This is a genomic window from Arthrobacter sulfonylureivorans (genome assembly GCF_022637435.1).
GTDB lineage: Bacteria > Actinomycetota > Actinomycetes > Actinomycetales > Micrococcaceae > Crystallibacter > Crystallibacter sulfonylureivorans.
Window position 1 is genome coordinate 211,541 of sequence record NZ_CP093326.1, and the last position, 20,896, is coordinate 232,436.

General features: G+C 66.8%; 16 protein-coding genes and 1 pseudogene. 7 read left to right on the forward strand and 10 right to left on the reverse strand.

Translation table 11 applies throughout. From position 1 onward, the window contains the following. Nucleotides 1–11: 11 nt before the first annotated feature. The 4 genes from MNQ99_RS01060 (at nucleotide 12) to MNQ99_RS01075 (ending at nucleotide 4,309) form a co-directional block, all read left to right on the forward strand. Nucleotides 12–644, forward strand: a complete 633-nt coding sequence (locus MNQ99_RS01060) for a histidine phosphatase family protein (protein WP_127513266.1) — start codon at nucleotides 12–14, stop codon at nucleotides 642–644. 513 nt (nucleotides 645–1,157) lie between these two features. Continuing rightward, the gene (locus tag MNQ99_RS01065; protein WP_241914111.1) at nucleotides 1,158–1,733 is read left to right on the forward strand and encodes a hypothetical protein; all 576 of its coding nucleotides are present in this window, start codon (nucleotides 1,158–1,160) and stop codon (nucleotides 1,731–1,733) included. 332 nt (nucleotides 1,734–2,065) lie between these two features. Next, complete coding sequence (locus MNQ99_RS01070) at nucleotides 2,066–2,326, forward strand: GlsB/YeaQ/YmgE family stress response membrane protein (RefSeq protein ID WP_241914112.1); 261 nt, start codon at nucleotides 2,066–2,068, stop codon at nucleotides 2,324–2,326. 294 nt (nucleotides 2,327–2,620) lie between these two features. Continuing rightward, the gene (locus MNQ99_RS01075; protein WP_241914113.1) at nucleotides 2,621–4,309 is read left to right on the forward strand and encodes a formate--tetrahydrofolate ligase; all 1,689 of its coding nucleotides are present in this window, start codon (nucleotides 2,621–2,623) and stop codon (nucleotides 4,307–4,309) included. Nucleotides 4,310–4,371: 62 nt separating this feature from the next. On the opposite strand, the gene MNQ99_RS01080 is transcribed toward MNQ99_RS01075, so the two are convergent. From MNQ99_RS01080 to MNQ99_RS01115, 8 genes and pseudogenes are all read right to left on the reverse strand, one after another. Beyond that, on the reverse strand, nucleotides 4,372–5,472 hold the full coding sequence (locus MNQ99_RS01080; protein WP_127513237.1) for an acyltransferase: 1,101 nt from the start codon (nucleotides 5,470–5,472) through the stop codon (nucleotides 4,372–4,374). 88 nt (nucleotides 5,473–5,560) lie between these two features. Further along, nucleotides 5,561–6,646: an inositol-3-phosphate synthase gene (locus tag MNQ99_RS01085; protein WP_241914114.1), complete on the reverse strand. Its 1,086-nt coding sequence runs from the start codon at nucleotides 6,644–6,646 to the stop codon at nucleotides 5,561–5,563. A 165-nt stretch (nucleotides 6,647–6,811) separates the two neighbouring features. After that, complete coding sequence (locus MNQ99_RS01090) at nucleotides 6,812–8,059, reverse strand: DUF6716 putative glycosyltransferase (RefSeq protein ID WP_241914115.1); 1,248 nt, start codon at nucleotides 8,057–8,059, stop codon at nucleotides 6,812–6,814. Then, on the reverse strand, nucleotides 8,056–9,168 hold the full coding sequence (locus MNQ99_RS01095) for a hypothetical protein (RefSeq protein WP_241914116.1): 1,113 nt from the start codon (nucleotides 9,166–9,168) through the stop codon (nucleotides 8,056–8,058). The genes MNQ99_RS01090 and MNQ99_RS01095 overlap by 4 nt, the downstream gene beginning before the upstream one ends. 10 nt (nucleotides 9,169–9,178) lie before the next feature. Beyond that, nucleotides 9,179–10,534 carry an alpha-2,8-polysialyltransferase family protein gene (locus tag MNQ99_RS01100; RefSeq protein ID WP_241914117.1) on the reverse strand — a complete coding sequence of 452 codons (1,356 nt, stop codon included), beginning with the start codon at nucleotides 10,532–10,534 and terminating at the stop codon, nucleotides 9,179–9,181. Next, the gene (locus MNQ99_RS01105; protein WP_241914118.1) at nucleotides 10,531–11,502 is read right to left on the reverse strand and encodes a glycosyltransferase family 2 protein; all 972 of its coding nucleotides are present in this window, start codon (nucleotides 11,500–11,502) and stop codon (nucleotides 10,531–10,533) included. The genes MNQ99_RS01100 and MNQ99_RS01105 overlap by 4 nt, the downstream gene beginning before the upstream one ends. A 9-nt stretch (nucleotides 11,503–11,511) precedes the next feature. Then, the gene (locus MNQ99_RS01110) at nucleotides 11,512–12,429 is read right to left on the reverse strand and encodes an N-acetylneuraminate synthase family protein (RefSeq protein ID WP_241915434.1); all 918 of its coding nucleotides are present in this window, start codon (nucleotides 12,427–12,429) and stop codon (nucleotides 11,512–11,514) included. Nucleotides 12,430–12,546: 117 nt separating this feature from the next. After that, nucleotides 12,547–13,656: pseudogene (locus MNQ99_RS01115) on the reverse strand (cytidylyltransferase domain-containing protein); the annotation flags it as partial. Nucleotides 13,657–13,796: 140 nt separating this feature from the next. Between MNQ99_RS01115 and MNQ99_RS01120 the strand changes: the two are divergent. From MNQ99_RS01120 to MNQ99_RS01130, 3 genes are read left to right on the forward strand one after another with little or no spacing between them, the layout of a single operon-like run. Next, nucleotides 13,797–15,389, forward strand: coding sequence for a glycosyltransferase family 87 protein (locus MNQ99_RS01120; protein ID WP_241914119.1), 1,593 nt, complete (start codon nucleotides 13,797–13,799; stop codon nucleotides 15,387–15,389). Continuing rightward, on the forward strand, nucleotides 15,386–16,825 hold the full coding sequence (locus MNQ99_RS01125) for a phytoene desaturase family protein (protein ID WP_241914120.1): 1,440 nt from the start codon (nucleotides 15,386–15,388) through the stop codon (nucleotides 16,823–16,825). Before MNQ99_RS01120 ends, MNQ99_RS01125 begins: the two co-directional genes overlap by 4 nt. A 40-nt stretch (nucleotides 16,826–16,865) precedes the next feature. Beyond that, entirely contained in the window at nucleotides 16,866–17,885 is a 1,020-nt protein-coding gene (locus MNQ99_RS01130) for a PHP domain-containing protein (protein WP_241914121.1), read from the forward strand. Between the two features lie 112 nt (nucleotides 17,886–17,997). Here the strand turns inward: MNQ99_RS01130 and MNQ99_RS01135 are convergent, their stop codons facing one another. Together MNQ99_RS01135 and MNQ99_RS01140 are read right to left on the reverse strand one after the other, a co-directional pair. Continuing rightward, the gene (locus tag MNQ99_RS01135) at nucleotides 17,998–19,803 is read right to left on the reverse strand and encodes an HNH endonuclease signature motif containing protein (RefSeq protein ID WP_241914122.1); all 1,806 of its coding nucleotides are present in this window, start codon (nucleotides 19,801–19,803) and stop codon (nucleotides 17,998–18,000) included. Between the two features lie 284 nt (nucleotides 19,804–20,087). Next, a complete protein-coding gene (locus MNQ99_RS01140; protein WP_241914123.1) occupies nucleotides 20,088–20,807 on the reverse strand; it encodes an ABC transporter ATP-binding protein in 720 nt (239 codons plus the stop codon). Nucleotides 20,808–20,896: the final 89 nt, after the last annotated feature.

The following is a 20,896-nucleotide window of genomic DNA, read 5'->3' on the forward strand; positions in this document are numbered from 1 at the left end:
TGCTGTGGCTGATGCGCCATGGCGAAACCGAGTGGTCGCGGGAGCACCGGTACACCGGGCTGACCGATTTGGAGCTCACGCCGGCCGGCGTCCAACAGGCCCGCGACGCCGCTGCGAAGCTGGCCGGAGTCCGTTTCCGCACCGTCCTGACGTCTCCCTTAGTCCGGGCGCGGCGGACCGCAGAGCTGGCCGGTTATCCGGGTGCGGAAGTGGTGCCGGAGGCGCACGAGTGGGACTACGGGGACTATGAAGGCCTGCAAAGTGCCGTGATCCGGGCCAAAGATCCCTCGTACTTGATCTGGACCCACGGCGTCCTCGGCGGCGAGTCGCTGCAACAAGTGGCAGACCGGGCCGACCATGTCATCGCGAAAGTACTGGACGGCGGGGACGGCACGGCATTCAGCAGCGGGACGTCCGGCGGTGCTTCCGCTGGGCGCCCGCCGGTCCTGGGCATGCCGTCGTCCGAAACGTCCGAACCTCGGCAGGTGCTGCTGGTGGCGCATGGACACTTCCTCCGCGTGCTGGCCGCCCGGTGGCTCGGGATGGAACCGGTCGAGGGCCGGCATTTTGTCCTGGAGACCGCTTCCGTTTGCCGGTTGGGCTGGGACAAAAAGACCCCAGCGATCGCTGGCTGGAACCTCTAGCTGCCCGGGTGCCACCGCGGGCTGGAGTGGCTCCTGCTGGTGGTCAACAGCCGAGTCGGCACACGGAGAGAGGTGGCGCACCCTCGAGGGTTCCTGAACCGTCCGTGAAGGGTGGGGCCGAGGTGCGCCGCAGCCCAACCTCGGCGTGTTGCGGTGGACACGCCGGGAAGGAACAAGAATCGCAGATGAGTTCCGCGAACTCGCTAGGCAGAAGCAGCAGTTATCGGGTACGTTAAAACACGTCCGATTGAACTTTCTCAATCATGAATGTTGAAGCCGGACTGTTTCTATTGGCGCTATTAAGAAAGAGAGGTGGGAATCGTGATTATGACCAAGACGCCGGGCGGAGTGTTTAACTCCTTCGCCGCGCTCCGACGACCCGCCTCCGCCATTTCTGCGCACTAGAACTTCGCTGGATGGGCCGGTTCATGTCTTGAACCGATTTATGCCTGTCACCGCATTTCTCTAGCTCTCCCGCGCGGAGGCCTCACCTTCTGTCTTGAGGACTTCGCTATGAGCACTTTTACCGCATTTCCCCCTGCCCCTGCGGCTGCCCCCACCGGTTCTTCAGCAACCGCCAAAGGCTTACTGCCGGCAACCGAAATTCCCGCGGATTCCGCCATGCTTCCTGCCCGCATTTACACCCATCCCCGAGAGGAAACCCTCATGAAACCGCTGGATGCAGCTATATCGCCTGCACCCGAACGATCCATCCGTCCGTCCGAACCGCGTTCGCCCGAATCGCGCCCGTCCGAACCGCGTCTGTCCGATGAGGGGCAGCGCGGCCACGGCCAGCTGATCAGCGCCGGAAGCTTGCGCGATCTTGATGCAGCCGCCGGCCCCGGGGGCAGTGTTGCCGAAGGTGCCGGTTCTGAAGCCGCCGACTCAGCTTGGCCGGCGCCGGACCCAGAACAAGCCGCAACTGCGGGAATGCCGAATTTCCTGGATAGGAGGGAGGTGAATGTCATGATCCGCAAGCTCCGCCAGAGCGTCTCGCTCTGGAAACGAATACAGAACGTGCGTGTTGATGATCGGCGCTTAGAACAAGTGCGCGACGATTTGCTGTCGCAACAGCAGCTCATCCGCTGAAGTTCCCAGCCAAGCAGGTGCAAATAAATAAGCCGTCCCGTAGGGGACACATTCGCGAGGAGGATCCGATGAATCACATTGGACCCGATGTAGCTTCAGGCCCGCGCCGGGCGCTGCCCGGCGCGGGCTTCCGCTTACAACGGGCTGACGGCTGCTCCAGTTCGGCTCCGCCGCCGGTATTCCGGGGATCACATCCACACCGCCAAACGGCCTTTCTTCTGCGCACCCGGCGGCTCATCCGACCAAGAGTGAACCCCACGGCTTGATGGAACGTTTTGCCAAGGATCGCTAAGTATGCTTATCGTAGAGGCATCGCAACCTGAGGAGGCAACATGATCGGTTTCATTATCGCTGGGCTCGTTATCGGAGCGCTTGCTCGCCTGATCAAGCCCGGAAAGCAGAACCTGGGGCTTCTGGCCACGCTGCTGCTTGGCATTGTCGGAGCGATCATCGGCGGTGTCATCGCTAACCTGCTGGGCACCGGTGACATCTTCGAGCTGAACGTCCTTGGATTCATCGTTGCGGTCGTCGCAGCGGTGCTCCTGATCGGTGTGGCCGAGAGCCTGTCCGGTCGTCGGGCTGTACGCCGCTAACGGCTGCATCATCGAAACAAACACGCAGAGGGCCTGCCGCGCGATTGCGCGGCGGGCTTTCCGCGTGTTGGCGGAACCGCAGCTAGCGGACGAACGAACCGGTCGTCGAACTCCATTGGTTCTGCCGGCGAGAGTTGCTCGGCTTGTGCCTTTCCAGGCAGGGTAGGGAAACGTTGCAGAGGCGCCTCGTATTTTGCTCCGGCACGGACCGGTGACTGCGGCGTTTGTGGCTGATACGTTGACTGTGGGCGGCACTGCTGCCCATATAGCCCATGCGAGGGAAGAAGGACGAAGATGTCTGAACCGGCTCCGCTGACCGATCTGGAGATTGCCCGCCGCGCTACCTTGCGGCCCATTACCGAGATTGCCGAGGCGGTGGGAATCCCGGCCGAAGCACTGGAACTTTACGGCAGCTACAAGGCAAAAATCGATCCGGCCAAACTCGGCGCGGGCTTCGAGGAACCCCGCGGCCAGGTGGTTCTGGTGACGGCGATGTCGCCGACGCCGGCAGGCGAAGGAAAGTCGACGCTGACGGTGGGATTGGCGGATGCGCTGGCTAAGGCCGGCCACAAGACCATGGTGGCCATCCGGGAACCGTCGCTGGGTCCGATCTTGGGCATGAAGGGCGGGGCGACCGGCGGGGGCTATTCGCAGGTGCTCCCGATGGATGACATCAACCTGCACTTTACCGGGGACTTTCACGCCATTACGTCGGCCAACAACGCGCTGATGGCACTGGTGGACAACCACATCTACCAAGGCAACGCCCTGGGCATCGACCCCAGGCGGCTGACGTTCAGGCGGGTCCTGGACATGAACGACCGGGCCTTGCGCCAGGTTGTGATCGGGCTCGGCGGTCCAACCCAGGGTGTGCCGCGCGAAGCGGGCTTCGACATCACGGTGGCCTCCGAGGTGATGGCGGTATTCTGCCTCGCGTCCGGCCCGGCCGACTTGAAGGCCCGGCTGTCGCGGATCACGGTCGGCTACACGTATGACCGCCAGCCGGTGACCGTGGCCGACCTCGGCGTCCAGGGCGCCCTGGCCATGCTGCTCAAAGACGCCATCAAACCGAACCTGGTGCAGACCATCGCCGGCACGCCGGCCTTTGTGCACGGCGGCCCGTTCGCCAACATCGCCCACGGCTGCAATTCGCTGCTCGCCACCCAGACTGCCCGGCGGCTCGCCGACGTCGTGGTCACGGAGGCCGGCTTCGGCTCGGATCTGGGCGCGGAAAAGTTTATGGACATCAAGGCCCGGGTCGGGGGATTCGCGCCGTCGGCCATCGTGGTGCTGGCCACCATCCGCTCCCTGAAGATGCACGGAGGAATCCCCAAGGACCAACTCAAGGAGCCGAACCTGGAAGCCGTCCAGGCCGGCATCGCCAACCTCGAACGCCACGTGGACAACGCGGCCAAGTTCGGCCTCACGCCGGTGGTGGCCATCAACAAGTTCACCTCCGACAGCCCCGAGGAGCTGGACTGGGTGCTGGATTGGTGCCGGCAGAAGGGGGTTGAAGCTGCGGTGGCCGATGTCTGGGGCCAAGGCGGCGGGGGAACCGGCGGCGACGCGCTGGCTGCGAAAGTGGCACAGGTGCTGCAGCAGCAACAGTCCTTCTCACCGCTGTACGACCTGGACCTGACCGTTGAGAAAAAGATCGAGACCATCGCCCAGCAGATCTACGGGGCGGACCATGTGGAGTTCACCGGTCCGGCCCGCAAGCGGCTGGCGGAGATCGAGGCGAACGGCTGGGGCAAACTGCCGGTATGCATGGCCAAGACGCAGTATTCCTTCACCGACGACCCCTCGGTCCTGGGCGCACCCAGCGGCTTCACCATCACGGTGCGCGACCTGATCCCCAAGACCGGCGCGGGCTTCATCGTGGCGCTGACGGGCGACGTGATGACCATGCCGGGACTGCCGAAGGAACCGGCGGCGGGCCGGATGGACGTGGACGACGACGGCGTCATCACCGGACTCTTCTAGCGCCATCTCTAGCGCCACCAGGGGTGGTTCCTCGGGCGGCCCGGCCGGAAGGCGTCCTCCGTTCAAAACACGCGGTTCAGCACCGGAGTCCGCAGCGCCAGCAAGGTCAGGGCGAAGGAGCCGACGGTGGCTATGGAGAACTTCAGCGATATCAGCGCCAGCGTGGGCTCCTGGTCGGGGAAGACGTGGAACGTCAACCACGTCAGGAACAGGTAGTGGCAGAGGAACACCCCGAAGGAGGCGTTCGAGAGCTGGATCAGCGTCCGTCCCAGCCAGCTGGCCGGCTGCCACCCGGCCAGCAGGTGGTACGTGGCGGTGAAGATGCATAGGGCTGCCGTGGTCACGCCCAGCCCCACATAGCTCGACGGCGTGATGATGTTGAGCAGCGGGGTGGAATCCTTGTTGATCCAGTGCCAGATGTTGAAAACGGAGAGTACGACGGCGGCGCCTCCTGCCGCTATGGCGGCACCGCGGGGGACGCGCAGCTGCGTGATGACCCAGCCCGCCATGAAGTAACCCAGATAGGGGAACCACTGGGTCAGGATGTTCCACGGATACTCCCAGCCCCATTCGAACTGGATGCTGGCCGCCTGCAGGCTGAACAGCGCCAGGGTCAGCACCAGCACGGCGCAGGTCGCGGCGGCGGCGCGCTGCAGCGGAACCCGGTTCAGGTAGCCGGCCAGCGGCGGCGCCACTAGGTACAGGCCCAGGATCAGCCACAGGAAGTAGAGGTGCGGATACACCTGGGTGTCGAAGACTGACACCAGCACCTCGCGCGGCTGCAGTTCGCGGCCCAAGATCAGGTAATTGCCAATGAAGATGTAGACCAGATGCCACACCACCAGGGCGGGCAGCAGCCGCAGCGCACGCTTCCGGTAAAAGGCCTTGGCGCCCTCGGTATGCGCCCGCGGAGCCAGCACCAAGGCACCGGAGATGGTGACGAAAACCGGCACAACCCAGATGAAGGCGATGTCGATGATCGCTGCCGGCAGCCAATCGGGCTGCGAGCGTGCGTCGTCGTCGCCGGCCAACTCGCCGAAGGAGTGGATGGCCACCACTCCCACAATGCTGACGATGCGCAAGATGTCCAGCGCATAGTTCCGGCGCGGGCGAGGGGCCGCTCCGTCAAGCTGCCCGGAAGGGGACGGAGAGGGGACGGCCATGGACCCAATCTACCCGGGCGTCGTTGCCGCCCCGGTTAAAGATTAGGGGCCGGTCCGTCGCGGACCGGCCCCTTACCTGGTGTGTGTCTTAGTTGTCGGACTCGCCGCGGATGAAGGCTTCGACCTTCTCGCGGGCGGTCTCGTCGTCGTACTGTTCCGGCGGGGACTTCATGAAGTAGCTCGACGCCGACAGGATCGGTCCGCCGACGCCGCGGTCCAGCGCGATCTTGGCCGCACGGATCGCGTCGATGATCACGCCCGCGGAGTTGGGGGAGTCCCAGACCTCGAGCTTGTATTCCAGCGAGACCGGGGCATCGCCGAAGTTGCGGCCCTCCAGCCGGACGAACGCCCACTTGCGGTCATCCAGCCAGGACACGTAGTCGGAGGGGCCGATGTGCACGTCGTCCTCGCCCAGGACGGCAGAGGTGTTCGAGGTGACGGCCTGGGTCTTCGAGATCTTCTTGGACTCCAGACGCTCGCGCTCGAGCATGTTCTTGAAGTCCATGTTGCCGCCAACGTTGAGCTGGTAGGTCCGGTCCAGGACCACGCCGCGGTCTTCGAACAGCTTGGCCATCACGCGGTGGGTGATGGTGGCACCGATCTGGCTCTTGATATCGTCGCCGACAATGGGAACGCCGGCGGCGGTGAACTTGTCCGCCCATTCCTTGGTCCCGGCGATGAACACCGGAAGCGCGTTGACGAAGGCCACGCCGGCGTCAATGGCGCTCTGGGCGTAGAACTTGGCTGCCTGCTCGGAGCCGACCGGCAGGTAGCAGACCATGACGTCAACCTTGGCGTCGCGCAGCGCGGCAACCATGTCCACGGGCTCGTCGTCGGATTCCACGATGGTCTCGCGGTAGTACTTGCCCAGGCCATCCAGCGTGTGGCCGCGCTGCACCTTGATGCCGGTGGGCGGGACGTCGGCGATCTTGATGGTGTTGTTCTCGCTGGCGCCGATCGCGTCGGCCAGGTCCAGGCCAACCTTCTTGCCGTCCACATCAAACGCCGCGACGAACTGCACGTCGTCGACGTGATAGGCGCCGAACGCGACGTGCATGAGTCCGGGGATCGTTGCGCTCGGGTCGGCGCCACGGTAGTAGTGGACGCCCTGGACCAGCGAGGCCGCACAGTTTCCAACACCGACGATCGCTACCCGGATGGGGTTCTCTGCCACGGTTCTCCTTCGAAACACTTCTGTCTGGCCGCCACGCCGATGGCGGGCAGCCTATCCAGTCTACGCCGTGTTCAACACACTGCCGGTTTAGAGCATTCCCGTGACGGCAGCGCTATTTCCGGGCGGGCGGGGGCTAACCCGTGTTCTGCTCGCCTTGTGTAATCCTCAGGCGGGAAGGCGGCGGGCATTGCGCAGCCGCCGCACCAGCTTCAACGCCGGTGAGGGCAGCACGGTGCGAAGCTTCGAGCGCAACTTCCGGCGCTGCACCGCGGCCAGCCGTTCCGGATCCGTCGCCAGTTTTCCGGCCCGGGCTCGTTCGGCGAAGTTCACCAGCAACTCGTCCAACGGCACGGTTTGGGCATGGAAGTAGTTGTCCCGCAGCCACCGATGGTCCGGGTGCCGGAACCGGCCGGCCACCAGATCCTCCAGATTCCCCACCAGCCCGGAGCCGTCGAAGACCTTGTTCAGCATCTGTTCGGAGAGGCCGAAGTCGTCCAGGATCAGCACCGGCAGACCGGCGTCGAGCGCCTCCAAGGCCGCCGTGGAGCTGACCGTGACCATGGCCGCGGCCGGCGTGAGCTGAGCGGACATGGGACCGGTGCAGAACTGCAGCTCGTGCCCGGCGACCGCCCGGGCCGCCACCAGATCCGACCAGAGCTGGTCGAAGGGGTACTGCTCCAGGTGCGTCTGTGGCTCGCCGGCCCACGCCCGCAACTTCACCCGCACCGACAGTTCCGGCCGGCGCCGCGCCAACGCCGCCAACGCCTGCAGGATGGCCACGCGCTGGTCGCGCTCCACCGGAACCTTGGCCTGCGGCGCAAAGACCACCGAACGCAGCGGGACCTGCTGCGGTTCCGGGCGGCCCGGCGAGGCCAGGAACGGCAGCCGTGAGACCAGGATCCACTGCGGCAGCCTCATGGCATCGGCCAGATCGCTGAACGCGCGGCATTCGGCATGGCTGTGCGTGATGAAAGCGTCGCCGAGGGCGCGGTAGTTGAGCGCCTTGCGGGTGGCCGGGAACGCAACGCCGGGCAGCGCGGACAGCAGCGCCGGCCGGTGCGGCATCCGGGAGGCCTGCGTGAAAACTTCTTCCACCACGGGTCCCGTGGCCGCTGCCAGCACGACGTCGGCGCCCGCCAAGGCGCTCCGCAGGCCGGACGCGGGGATCACCCGCGGCCCTTTGCCGGCTAGGAACGTTCCGGGGGTGGCTGCTTGGATCTGTTCCAGCGTGGGCAGGATAGGGGAGCGGACCAGCAGCACTTCGCGCTCCCAGCTCTCGCCGAGGGATTCCAGCGTGGCGCAGGCAAACTTCAGGTAGGAATCGCTGTCGGCTACCGCCAGCACGCGGAACGGCCGGACCGGGTTGTCCCCGCCGACTGGGGACTCGGTGGTGCTTTGTGGACCTAGCGTCATCGCTTGCCTCCTTCGCGCAGCGAACTGCTCAGGTGCCGGCGAAGCTCTTCCGTTGTCTCCGGCAACCACCAGTCGTCCGGTACCGGCTGTCCCTTCAGCGGAACGCCGGACGGGGTCAGGATCAGGCGCAAGGAGGCCAGCACTGTGGAGGGCAGCGCGCGGACAACCTGCCCGGGCCGCAGCCCGCGCAGACGCATTTCCACCGGAATCGTGTGCGGCTTGACGCGGATCATCGGGTGCCCGTCCAGTTCGTTGAGGAGGTCCGGTTGTTCCCGGCGGTGCGGAAAATAGGCCACCGGGCCCTCCTCGGTCAGCGACCGCACCCAGTCCTTGTACGGCTCCGGCCGGATCAACTTGTCGGCGGGCATGGCCGAACCAACCACGATGGTCGGTTCGTGAATGCTCTCGGTGACCGGCTGGGTGCCCAGCCATTCGAACCGGTGCCGTTCCAGATGCCCGCCGAGGGCCCTGAACTTCTTCTCCACGGCGTCCGGCACGGACAATGCCGTGAAAACCAAGAGTCGGCCCTGGCTCGCCATCCGGCGCAGGGTCCACCACGTGGCCAGGCCCAGCGCCTTCCGCCGCATGGTCGGCACAGCCCGCGGACGGATCAGCGGGGTGGGCCCATCGCTGACCAGCATCTGCAGCAGGCTCAGCGTTGCCAGACCGTCGTCCACAATGACCAGTTCGTCAGCGACCACGCCGCGCAATAGCTCGGTCTGCACCTTGCCTGAATAGGCGTCGCCGGTCACCCAGCGGTCCAGCTTCCGGCTGCGGACGGCGGGCAGCGTGGATGACGGCGGCGTGAACCGCACGCCGCTCGGTACCTGTGCCATCAGCGACTTCAGCGTGCTGTCCATGCCGACGGCGTCGCTGCGCGGATGGATCAGGGTTTCCTGTCCAAGCAGGCCGGCGCCGTGGGCCTCGACGGCGCTGAGCAACTGTAACGGCGACTCTGCCCAGACGGCGGCGCGGCCGAAGCGCGGACGAACCAGTTCACTCCGGTGCCCCGGCCTGGTGACGGATCCGGGCTTCGGGTGGGCCAGCCTGCGGTCCACCACCGGACCCAACTGGGGGAGGAACGCTGCCGTGATCGCTGTCTGCGTCATCACTTCCGCCTCACGAAGCGACAGCCGATTTGAGTTTGCGGACGGCACGCCGGCCCAGCCGCTCGACCTTCGCCAGCGGACGCGCGCCCACTGCTGGGGGCAGCCCGCCCGGCAGCTGAAGCTTGGTCAGCCGCCGCCGCTTGAAGTAGCGCATCTGGGGTCCGTCCTGAATGCTCTGCAAATAGGTTTCCGCGCTGGGGCGGACTGCCGCCAGCGTATCTGACTGCATGCAATAGGCGACGGCCTCGACCAGCGGCTGGAGTCGCCGCGCGGCCGGAGTGTCCGCACCGTCCTGGTCCGGCGCCTGGATTTTCCGTTCCAGGACGGCGTCGATGATGGTGACGGGTACGCGGTTGCTGTTTTCGTACGGACTCAGCCGCTCCAACAGCAGCGCTGTCCCGACGGCTGCGGCGTCGATGTTGAACAGGTATTTGGCTGTCATCAGGGCGGTGGAGAAGCAGCTCACGACCAGTTGCGGCTGAAGCCGCTGCATGACGACTTCGGCCGGGGCGGAGGATTCCAGGATGTCCAGCTGCACCCCAAGCTCCTGGGCCGCGGCCTCGATGGAGCGGCCGGCTCCGGGCCCGGCGCTGGGGTGGGGTTTGAACACACAGTGCCGGATTCCCCGGTCTTTGGCCTTCTCGATCATCCGGCGGTGAAGCATCACTTCTTCCTCGGCGGAGAGGATCCCAAGGTCGGCCAGATACTGGCCCAGCAGCAGGGCGGTTCCGGCGCCTGCGTCCAGGTGCCGGGCTGCGGGAAGGGCAAGGGGTGGCAACGACCGGTCCAGTTCCTCCATGGCCCGGCGCAGCGAAGCCGGATCCACCGGAATCAGTTTCGGATCGTGTTCGCGCAGCAACTGCGGGCGCAGTCCCGGAACCAGATCAACGTACAGCAGGGAATCCAGCCGCTGGGCCACGGCCAACGGAACGGGGTTCCGGGTGGGGCCGTAACTCATCAGGCCGTCCGAATGCACCGAAACCCGGGCACTGGCGAAAATGCGGGCCAACGCGATCGCAGGATCCACCTGGATGGATTCGACGTAGAGGTGCAGCGGGTCGCCGCCAAGCTCCCATTCCGAACGCAGCAGCCTCTGCCACAGGTCAAGATCTTGTTCGCGTGGACCGAACTCGCCGGGCCGGCGGGGCCAAAGCAGGCTGCTCAGGTCCACGATGCGGTCGAATCGGCTGGCCGCCTCGGTGAAACCCGGTGCCTCGTGGAACGGAACGGTGACTTCCGGAATCATCGCGTTGTTGGTCAGCACCAAAATGCGTTCATTGTCCGTCTCCGGCAAGGCTGCGACGTCGATGGCCGCCGCCAGCGAGACGCATTGATACAGCGTTGAGACGACAAAAAGCTCTTTCACTTCACTGCTCCGATTGCTGTTTCCAGCGTCTTGCGCCGACGGTCCCCCAAGGACTGAATCCCGGCGGCGACCGCAGGGGCCGGAAGGCCGGTAACGGCAGCGTGCACGCCGGACGTCAGTTCCTGGCGGACAGCCCGGGTCATGGAATTCGACCGATCGAGGTGGTGGCACGCGATGGCCAGGAATTGCCGGATGGCTTTCGGCCGAAAACGGTCTGCCTCGCGGTCTTCCGCCACCAACCGGAAGACTTCGGCGTAGCTGCGCAGGAAATCCAATTGCCTGCGGTCGAAGACCTGGCTCAACGACGTCGCGACGCCGCGGCGATAGAACGCGCCCAATTGATCCGAGACCGCATAGGAGGCTGCCTGCAGATGCAGGCGCCAGATCCACGGACGGTCCTCGGCGGTATGCAGACCGTCGAGGAAGTGCAGCAGGCCGGCCTCTTTGAGCGTGCTGTCGAAGATGCCGAAGGGCGCGAACGGGTAATCGACCATGGTCGAATCGTCCGAAGGCCCAATGTCCCGGCGAGGGTCGAGGGCGACGCCGCGCACCGCTTGCGGGGCACGGTGAACGGTCCGGACTCCGTTGGTGTGGCGGATGTGGTCCACCCGGAGGAAATCCACGCCCAGCTGCCTGATTTCCTCGGTAATCCGGGACAGATGCCCGGGGGCGTACCAATCGTCCGGATCGAAAAAGGTGATGTACCGTCCCGTGGCGGCGTCCAGACCTTGGTTGCGCGCCGCGGCTAGGCCGCCGGCGGTGTCGTTGCGGTGGATCTGCAGGCCGGGGAGCCGGCCGGTGAAGGCGGCGGCCAGCTCCCCGGTCCCGTCGGTGGAACCGTCATCGATGACGATGATTTCCATCACCGAGGGATCATCGAACTGGCGGGTCAGGCTGGTCATCGCGTCGCGGATGAAAGGTGCCTGGTCTTTCGCCGGGATGATGACGCTCAGTAATGGCTGGTTCATGGCGGGTGCTTAGCCGTCCACCCGGCGCAGGCGGGACAGCGGTGCCAGCTCGCCCGGGAAGACGCGCTTGACGCCGTCGCCCATCGCCTCTTCCAGGATCCGGATGTCGCGGATCAGCGCCTCGAAGCCCTTCGGCTCCAGCGAGGACGCCTGGTCCGAGCCCCACATGGTCCGATCCAGCGTGATGTGCCGCTCCACCGTGACCGCGCCGAGTGCGACCGCGGCGAGCGAGATCTGCAGGCCGCGCTCGTGGCCGGAGTAGCCCACCGGCACCTGGTAGCGCTCCTGCAGCGTGCTGATCATCCGCAGGTTCGCCTCTTCCGGCGGCAGCGGGTAGGTGGAGGTGGCGTGCATCAGGATCAGCTTGTCCGTGCCCAGGGTCTCCACGGCCTTGTCGATCTGCTCGATCGTGGACATGCCGGTGGAGAGGATCACCGGCTTGCCGGTCTCGCGCAGCGCGGTCAGCAGGTCCAGGTCGGTGACCGAGGCGGACGCGACCTTGTGGGTCAGCGCGCCGGCCTCTTCCATGAACGCGACCGAGGGAACATCCCAGGGCGAGGCGAAGCAGTGCAGGCCGCGGTCCGCGGCGTGCGAGATCAGCTTCTGGTAGATCGGCATGTCGAACTCCACCCGGTACCGGTAGTCCAGGTAGGTCATCTCGCCCCACGGGGTGGAACGCATCTTGTCCCGCATGTCCGCCGGGGTGGAGATCTCCGGGGTGCGCTTCTGGAACTTCACCGCGTTCGCGCCGGCCTCGGCCGCGACGTCGATCAGCTGCTTGGCGATCTCGATGTCGCCGTTGTGGTTGATCCCGATCTCGCCGATCACGTAGACCGGCTGCCCGGCACCGACCTGCACGTCGCCGATCGCGACGGGAGCCGGCACACCGGCGGGAACAGTGTTCGAAACGGTAGCTTCGGTAGTCATGAGCTGCACTCTTTCTGTTATTGCTGTGGCTTGATGTTGGCGGCCGCGTTCGTCGTCGGCACCGCTACGCGCGGCGAGGATGAGTTCGCAGACCTCGCGGACTGCGCCTTCGCCGCCATGGTGCTGAAGCACAGTCCGTGCCGCAGCTTTGACCTCGGCGCGGGCATCGCCCACAGCCACCGGCCAACCAACGACGCCCATGGCGGGCAAGTCGTTGACGTCGTTGCCCACGTAGGCAACCCGGTCGGGATCCAGCCGGTGGGCGGCCATCCAAGTGCGGACAGCTCCGGCCTTGTCCGCGACGTCCTGGAGGACGTCGATGCCGAGCTTGAGCGCCCGGGCACTGACCACCTTGTTCCGCTCGGTGGACAGAATCAGTTGGGGAATTCCGGTGCTGCGCAGCCGGGAGATTCCCATGCCGTCTTCGCGGCTCACGCGGACGAATTCCTCGCCCTCGGCATTCACAAGGGCGTGGTCGTCGGTGTGGACGCCGTCGAAGTCCATCACCAGGGCATCCACGTCAAGGCCGCCGGCCAGGGGCGCGGTTGCCTGGTCGGCCAGCGCGCGGACCACGGCCAGGTCTTCCAGCGAGTCGATTTCGACTGCGTGCTCGGCGGGCACTTCCTGCAGCTTCAGCCGGCCGAAGAAGCGGTGCTTGCGGGTCAGGAAACCCTCGGTACGCATTGCGTAGAACGCCCCGGTTTCGCGGTACTGGGGCGTGCGGTCCTGCCGGCGGGGGCGCACTTCGGCGCTGTGCCCGACGGCGGTGACGGCACCGCCGTCGTCATGCATCCAATGGAAGGCGTGGCTCTCGGTTACGGAGAAGGCAACGTCGGTGCGGTCCGCCAGCACGTCCAGCACGGCTTCGTTCAGGTGTGCCGGATCAATGAACGGGGAGGTGCACTGCATCAGGACCGTGACCGCCGGCTGCCGTGGCAGCGACGCGAGCACGTGGAGCACCGCGGATTCGCTGCTGGCGGTGTCACCGGAGAGGTCCGCCGGGCGCATGACCACGCGGGCGCCGCAGCGTTCGGTTTCGGCGGCAATATCCGGATGGTCGGTGCTGACGACGACGTCGGTCACCGCCGGGGCCGCCAGCGCGCTGTCGACGGCGCGGGCCACCAGGCTGCGGCCGGCTACGGGCTTCAGGTTCTTGAACGGGATCCCTTTGGAGCCGCCGCGGGCCGGGATGACGACCAGGACTTCCTGGGGGTCGGTGTAACTCATTGGATTCACGGTAGGAAGCGCCGGTAACGGCCCGGGGTGCCCAAGGTTACGGGAAGGCGAGCAACAGCGGACGTTTCACCCAACCCGCCCTACGGTTCCGCATCTGTGGCCGATAGTGCGGCCGCCAGTACGCTTGGAGCATGCCCGGGCCCCGCTCTTCGCGCCGCAGACCGCTGCGCATTGTGGTGCCCAGCCGCAACGACCCGTTCCTCAGGCAGTTCACCGAGCTGGTGGGCGGGCCCCTGGGCCGGCACAGTGCTCCGGGCCTGGTTTCGCCGGGCTTCTTCACCGTTGAGCGCGTGCTGATCATCTTGACCACCTTCGCCGCGCTGCTCTCGGTCCTGGTCAAAACGCCGTGCCGGCTGGACGGTTGGGCGCTGCCGGACTACTTCTACATGGGCTGCTATTCGGACTGGCCGGTGCTGTTCGAAACCCGCGGGCTGGCCGACGGCGTGGTGCCGTTCGTCAGCGCGGGCAGTTCGTTCGAGTACCCGGTCCTGCTGGGGCTGCTGGCCGGGGCGACGGCGTGGCTGGTGCCGGGCGAGGGCGTGTCTGCGGGCCGGGCCCTGGCCTATTTCGACATCAACGCCACGCTGGCGGCCGTGGCCTGGCTGGTCACGGTGATCGCCACGGCACGGATGAGCCACCGGCGGCCCTGGGACGCAGCCATGGTGGCGCTGGCGCCGGGAATCGTGCTGGCGGGGACCATCAACTGGGACCTGTGGGCCGCCATGCTGGCGGCCCTGGCGATGCTCGCCTTCGCGAGGCGCCGGCCGGTCCTGGCCGGCGTGTTCATCGGCCTCGGTGCGGCGCTGAAGTTGTATCCGATGCTGATCCTCGGAGCCATCCTGCTGCTGGCAGTCCGCACCGGGCGGTACCGCCCGCTGGCCGCGTCCGCCGCCGCTGCGGCTGCGGTCTGGCTGGCCGCCAATCTGCCGTTCATGCTGCGGGATTTCGGCAGCTGGTTCCATTTTCTGGACTACAGCCGGCAGCGCGAGGCCGGATATTCGTCCATCTGGTACGCCTACAACCTGACCGCGCAGCGGCAGCAGTTGCCCGTTCTCAGCCCGGAGTTCATTAACACTGCATCTTTCATGCTGTTCGCGGCGGCCTGCGCCGGGATCGCGGTGCTGGCCCTGGCCGCGCCGCGCCGTCCGCGGATGGCGTCGCTGGTGTTCCTGGTGGTGGCCGCATTCGTGCTCACCAACAAGGTGTATTCGCCGCAGTTCGTCGTCTGGCTGGTGCCGCTGGTTGCGCTGGCCCATCCGCGCTGGCGCGATTTTTTGATCTGGCAGTTCTTCGAGGTGATGCATTGGTGGGCCATATGGATGCACCTGGGCCAGGTCACCAGCGGCGGCGAGGCGGTGCGGAACCTGGATGCGCCCTATTACGTGCTGGCAGTCCTGGCTCACATAGCCGCAACGGCATACATCATGGGGAAGGTTGTCCGGGCCATCTGGCTGCCTGAACATGATCCGGTCCGGCGCCTGGACACCGATGATCCCCAGGGCGGCGAGTTTGACGGCGCTGCCGACAAGTTCGCGCTCCCGATGCCGGGCCGCGTTCCCTCGGCACCGGTGGGCCCGGCGCCCGGCGCAGGAGGTGCCGCACGCGAATATTCTCCAATCGGCATAGATTCCCTCCGGCCGTCGTCTCGGTGGCCGGGCATTGCCAGCGGGGACGCGGAGGGCACAAGGTTGAAGCGAGGGCCGGAAGGGGAAGATCAATCGTGACGGACGTAGCGGTAGTCGGCGCCGGGCCGAATGGGTTGGCCGCGGCCGTGATCATGGCGCGGGCGGGCCTGGACGTCACGGTCTTCGAAACGGCCGCCACGCCCGGCGGCGGCGCGCGGACCCTGGAGCTGATCGAGCCCGGCCATTGGCACGACATCTGCTCGGCAGTGCATCCAATGGCCGCAGCATCGCTGTTTTTCCGCTCGTTCGGGCTGGACCGACGGATCCAGCTGCTGGCGCCCGAGGTCTCCTACGGCCACGTGATCGACGGGGCAGCGGCGGCGGTGGCCTACCGCGACCTGGAACAGACCGTAGCCGGGTTGGGCGCCGACGGCGCTGCCTACCGGCAGCTGATGGGGCCGCTGGTGGAGCGGACCAACGCCCTGATGGAGTTCACCATGGACCAGCTGCTCCGCGTGCCGGCCCATCCGCTGACGGCCTTCAGATACGGCATCCGGACCCTGGAGCAGGGCTCGCCCGCCTGGAACCTGCGTTTTAAGGAACAGTTCGCACCTGCCCTGCTGACCGGCGTTGCCGCACACACACCGGGAGGCGTGCGGCGCCCCTCGTCGGCGGGGGCCGGACTGATGCTCGGTGCGCTGGCCCATGCCGTGGGATTCCCCTTTCCCGCCGGCGGGTCACAGGCCATCATCGACGCCATGGTCCAGGACCTGCGGGCCCACGGTGGCCGGTTGGAGACCGAGCATCGGGTCGCATCGCTGGCCGAGCTGACCGATGCCCGGGTGGTCATGCTGGATACTTCGCCCACGGAATTCCTCCGGCTGGCCGGCGGCCGGCTCCCGGCCCGTTACGCCCGTGCCTTGCGGCACTTCAGGTACGGACCCGGTGCGGCCAAGGTGGACTTCATCTTGTCCGGACCGGTGCCGTGGGCACACCCGGAACTGCGCCGGGCCGGCACTGTGCACCTGGGCGGCACACGGCAACGGATGGCAGCGTCCGAGCGGGCCATTGCCCGCGGCCGGCACTCGGAGGACCCGGTGATCCTGGCGGCACAACCAGCCGTGGTCGATCCGTCCCGGGCGCCTGCCGGCCGGCACGTGCTGTGGGCCTACTGCCACGTACCGAACGGCTCCACCCGGGACATGGAGCCGGTGATTACGGCCGCGCTGGAACGAGCCGCGCCGGGATTCACCGATCTCGTGGTCGACTCGGCGAGCATGTCCGCGGCCGACTACGCGGCGTACAACCCCAACTACGTGGGCGGCGACTTCGGCACCGGCGCGGTCAGCCTGCCGCAGCTCGCGGCGCGCCCCGTGCTGAGCCCCAAACCCTGGCGGACCCCGCTGGACGGCGTCTACCTGTGTTCGGCGGGAACACCGCCCGGACCCGGCGTGCACGGGATGGCCGGATACCGCGCCGCCGCACTCGCCCTGCAGACGCATTTCGGGCTGGCTGTACCGCCCCTGCAGCCTTGAAGCCGTGGCCCGCGGGGCGGATCGAAGGCAAGATGGTCCCATGGATCCCGTTGCGGCCCTGAATGAAATCGCCTTCTGGCTGGAGCGCGAACTGGCGCCCACGTTTAAAGTGCAGGCGTTCCGGAAGGCAGCCGCCGTGGCCGCCGGGCTGGACCCCGACGAGCTGGCCGCACGAGCGCGCAGCGGCAGGCTGAAGAGCATGAAAGGGATCGGGGCCAGTACCTTCGAAGTCATTCAGCAGGCGGTCGACGGCGAGGTCCCCGACTATCTGGTGAAGGTACGGGAACGTTCGGCGGAGCCACTGGCCGAAGGCGGCCGCGAGCTGCACCAGGCACTCCGCGGCGATCTGCACAGCCACAGCGACTGGTCCGACGGCGGCTCGCCGCCGATTGACATGGTCGACGCGGCGCGCTGGCTCGGCCGCGACTACCTGGCCCTGACCGACCATTCGCCGAACCTCAAGATTGCCAACGGCCTGAGTGCGGAGCGTCTGGCCAAGCAGCTTGACCTCGTGGCCCAGATCAATGCCGATGCCGACGGTATCCGGGTCCTGACCGGCATCGAAGCAGACATCCTGGAAAGCGGCGAACTCGACCAAACACCCCAGATGCTGGATCGGCTGGACGTGGTGGTGGCCAGCGTCCACTCCAAGCTCAGGTCGGACCGGGGCACCATGACCCGCCGGATGCTCGGCGCCATCAACAATCCGCGCACCAATGTGCTGGGCCACTGCACCGGACGGCTGGTCAAGGGATCACGGGGAACCCGCCCGCAATCGGAATTCGACGCCGAGCGGGTTTTTGCCGCCTGCGCCGAAAACGGCGTCGCCGTCGAAATCAACTCGCGGCCGGAGCGGCAGGACCCGCCGGATGAACTGATCCAGTTGGCCCTCGACGCGGGCTGCCTGTTCAGCATCGACAGCGACGCCCACGCGCCCGGCCAGCTGGACTTCCTCCACTACGGTGCCGAACGGGCCGCCAAAAACGGCGTGCCCGCGGAACGGATCATCACCACGTGGCCGGTTGAGCGGCTGCTCGAGTGGTGCAGTCAGGGGCGGTGAGGTTGCTCGACCAGGGCGCGGCGCCACCGTCACGGCGAGTCGGTAGGGATGTTCGGACTGGCATGAGGGGGAATCGTGCCACTGGTCAGCGCAATCGGACGGCAAGTTTTTGCTAGCCTGCCAGCCCCCGGGGCGGGACGTGGGTTTGCCAGTACGTGTTTCGCAGTGGTCTTCGGTGGGGGTCGATGTAGTCGGGCGGGGTGAACCACGGGATTCCGTCAATGACGTTGATTTCCCAGTTGCCTTGCTCGATCAGGTCGTGGTGCAGGCTGCAGAGGCAGACCCCGTTGTTGATGTCCGTGCGGCCGCCGGCCCACCAGGGCACGATGTGGTGCGCTTCGGTCCAGAACGCGGGCATGCTGCACCCAGGGAAGGCACAGCCCTTATCCCGTAGGAGCAGCGCCTTGCGGATGGCCCGGCTGAAGAACCGTTGCGACCGGCCCAGGTCCAGGACCTCGCCCTTGGACCCGAGAATCGCCGGGATGATTTCGGCGTCGCAGGCCATTCGGCGCACTGTCTTGGCCGACAGGGACCCGTTGAACACCGCGCTGCCGCCGCCCGAGAGCAAGCCGGCCAGTTGTTCATAGCCGGCAGTGACGATCACTTGGGTGCGGTGCCCGCCAGAGTCCGGGAGCTTGTCCACGTTCAGGGCGATCCGGCAGGCACCGATCAGGCCGGCCAGCAGCTTCTGTGCCCTGGTGAAGCCGTCCATTCCGGCAACCACCGCCGGATCCACGTCGCCGTGGCTGTGTTCCGAATCCGTGCAGTCTTCCGCGTCGGGCATGCCGGTCCCGTTTGCTCCGGCGTCGTCGGTGCCTAATGCGCCGGCATCCGTGGTTTCTGTGTTGCGATCATCGTCCGCTTCACTCTCGCCGCTACCGGGCCCGACTCCCTCGCCGATCCGAGTGCCCTCAGTTGCGGGATCTGCCGCGCCGGTGCCGGCCGTGGCGGCGTCCGTGGTTCCGGTGGGGCCTGTGCCGTTGCGGTTCGGTCCGGCAGGGGCGGCTTCGGTCCGGCTGTTCGCGGCGGTTTCGATCGCGTCGGAGCGGATGCGCGGGTTCGCGGCACTGTTCATCATGGTGGCGAGGAGTTCGTACTGGTCGTCGGTGGTGTTGATGACGAACTGGTGCAGGCCCCGTCGGCGGCCGCGGTAGAACATCCCCTGCCGGGACCGCAGTTCATCCTCCGAGGGCTCGGCGCCGTCCTGGTCGACGGCTGTTTCCCAGGTCTTCGCGACCATCGCTAGCGTGTCGGCGTCGCCCTCGGCGGCCTGCCGGACCAGCGAGGACTCCATCGCTTCCAGGGTCCCCGGGTCGGCGGCGTGGCGGGCCCGGGCGATCGAGTCGGTGACAAGGACGGCAGCGTTCCCGCTGAGCTCCCCGGCCGCCATCGCCTCCGCCAGGGCCGGCAGTGCCGGAGCGCCGGGTTCGCCGTCAAACCGGACCGGCGCGGTGATTACTCTTCCGACCCGCAGCCGGCGCCGTGCTTCGACGATGCTGATCCCCAGCCGGGAGCGCAGATACTCCGCGTTGTTGCGGAACTCGGTCTTGCGCCGGCGCTGCCGGTGTTGCGGACCCGCGCCGTCGGGTACCGCGGCGTCAACACCGCCGGGGTCGCCTGCCTCGGTTCCGGAGGCGGCGATGGCCGCGGCCGGGTTGGCCCACCCCGCCGCGCCGGAGGCGTCAGGTGATCCTGCAAGTGCACCGGTGCTGGCTGAGGTTTCCCCGTTCGCGGCGATGTCTGCCCGCTCCACCGCGTGCGCGCCGGCGGCCTGCAGGAATTCCACCGTCTTCGAAACGTCCTCGACCGCCGCTACAGTGTTGGCCAGCTCGCGGGTGCTCAACGATCCGGACTCCGCGGTGAAGCAGTGGGCGATATCCTGCAGCAGGGCGCGCACCTCGGCGAGGGAATCCTCCATCCCCCCCGGTGCGGTCCAACGGTGCAAGCGCCATACCACAATTTTATTCGCACACATATTCGACCCACCATCGAAACGGTCCAATGTGTAGGGATAGTGGCACGGGCCGCAACTGAGGCCACGATCAGCCGAACGTCGCGCTGTGCCCACGGCGCCGTGCCCGAGAGGCTCTAGTGGACGCATGCCGCCGTCAGGAAAAAGAACGACATGGTGGGTCGTTCCGAGGGACCGTTGTGGCTTGCACTCCAAAGAAAGGGCGACCAGCTAACCAAAGATTGGTCCAATTAGCGGCGTACCCCCGGCGGAGCGTCGGCGGTTGCGGTGCTCCGCGGTGCCGAGAGCCGGCCGTCGCGCATGGTGGCGACGGCATCGGTGAGCGGAATGAATTCGGTCTCGTGGGTGACCATGACGGTGGCGACGTCGAATTCCCGGGTGACCTGGACCAGCAACCGCACAACAGCCTCGGAGCGCTCATGGTCAAGCGCCGCCGTCGGCTCATCGACCAGCAGTACCCGCGGGCTGCCCATCAGCGCCCGCGCGATGTTGACCCGCTGGCGCTGCCCGCCCGAGAGCTGGTGCGGGCGGCGGTGGGCTGCATCGATAAGTCCCACGATGTCCAAGAGCTCCAAGCCGCGGGAGCGGGCGTCACGCGGTTTCTCGCCGCGCAGATGGGCTCCGATCTGGAGTTGTTCCAGGGCCGTCAGCGAGGCCAGCAGGTTGGGCTGTTGGAAGACAATCCCCACCTTCTGCCGGCGTAGTTCGGCCGACTCCTTCAGGCTCAAGGCCGTAGCATCCACGCCGTCCACCAGCACGACGCCGGCGGTGGGGCGGATGAGCGTGGCGGCGACCGCGAGGAGGGAGGACTTCCCGGAACCGGACGGACCTGCCAGGGACGTCAGGGTACCGGCCGGAACCTTCAGGTCCACCCGGTCCAGTGCCTTGGTGGTGCCGTCGCCGTCAGGGTAGTCGAGGATGACGTTGAGAAGACTGAGTGCGTGTGTCATGGGGGTGTTCCTTCGAGGAGTGGGTGCGGGTGCGAAAGCCGCGGAGGCGGTGCGTGGCGTTGCAGTGCGGAGCGCCAGAATAAGGGCCG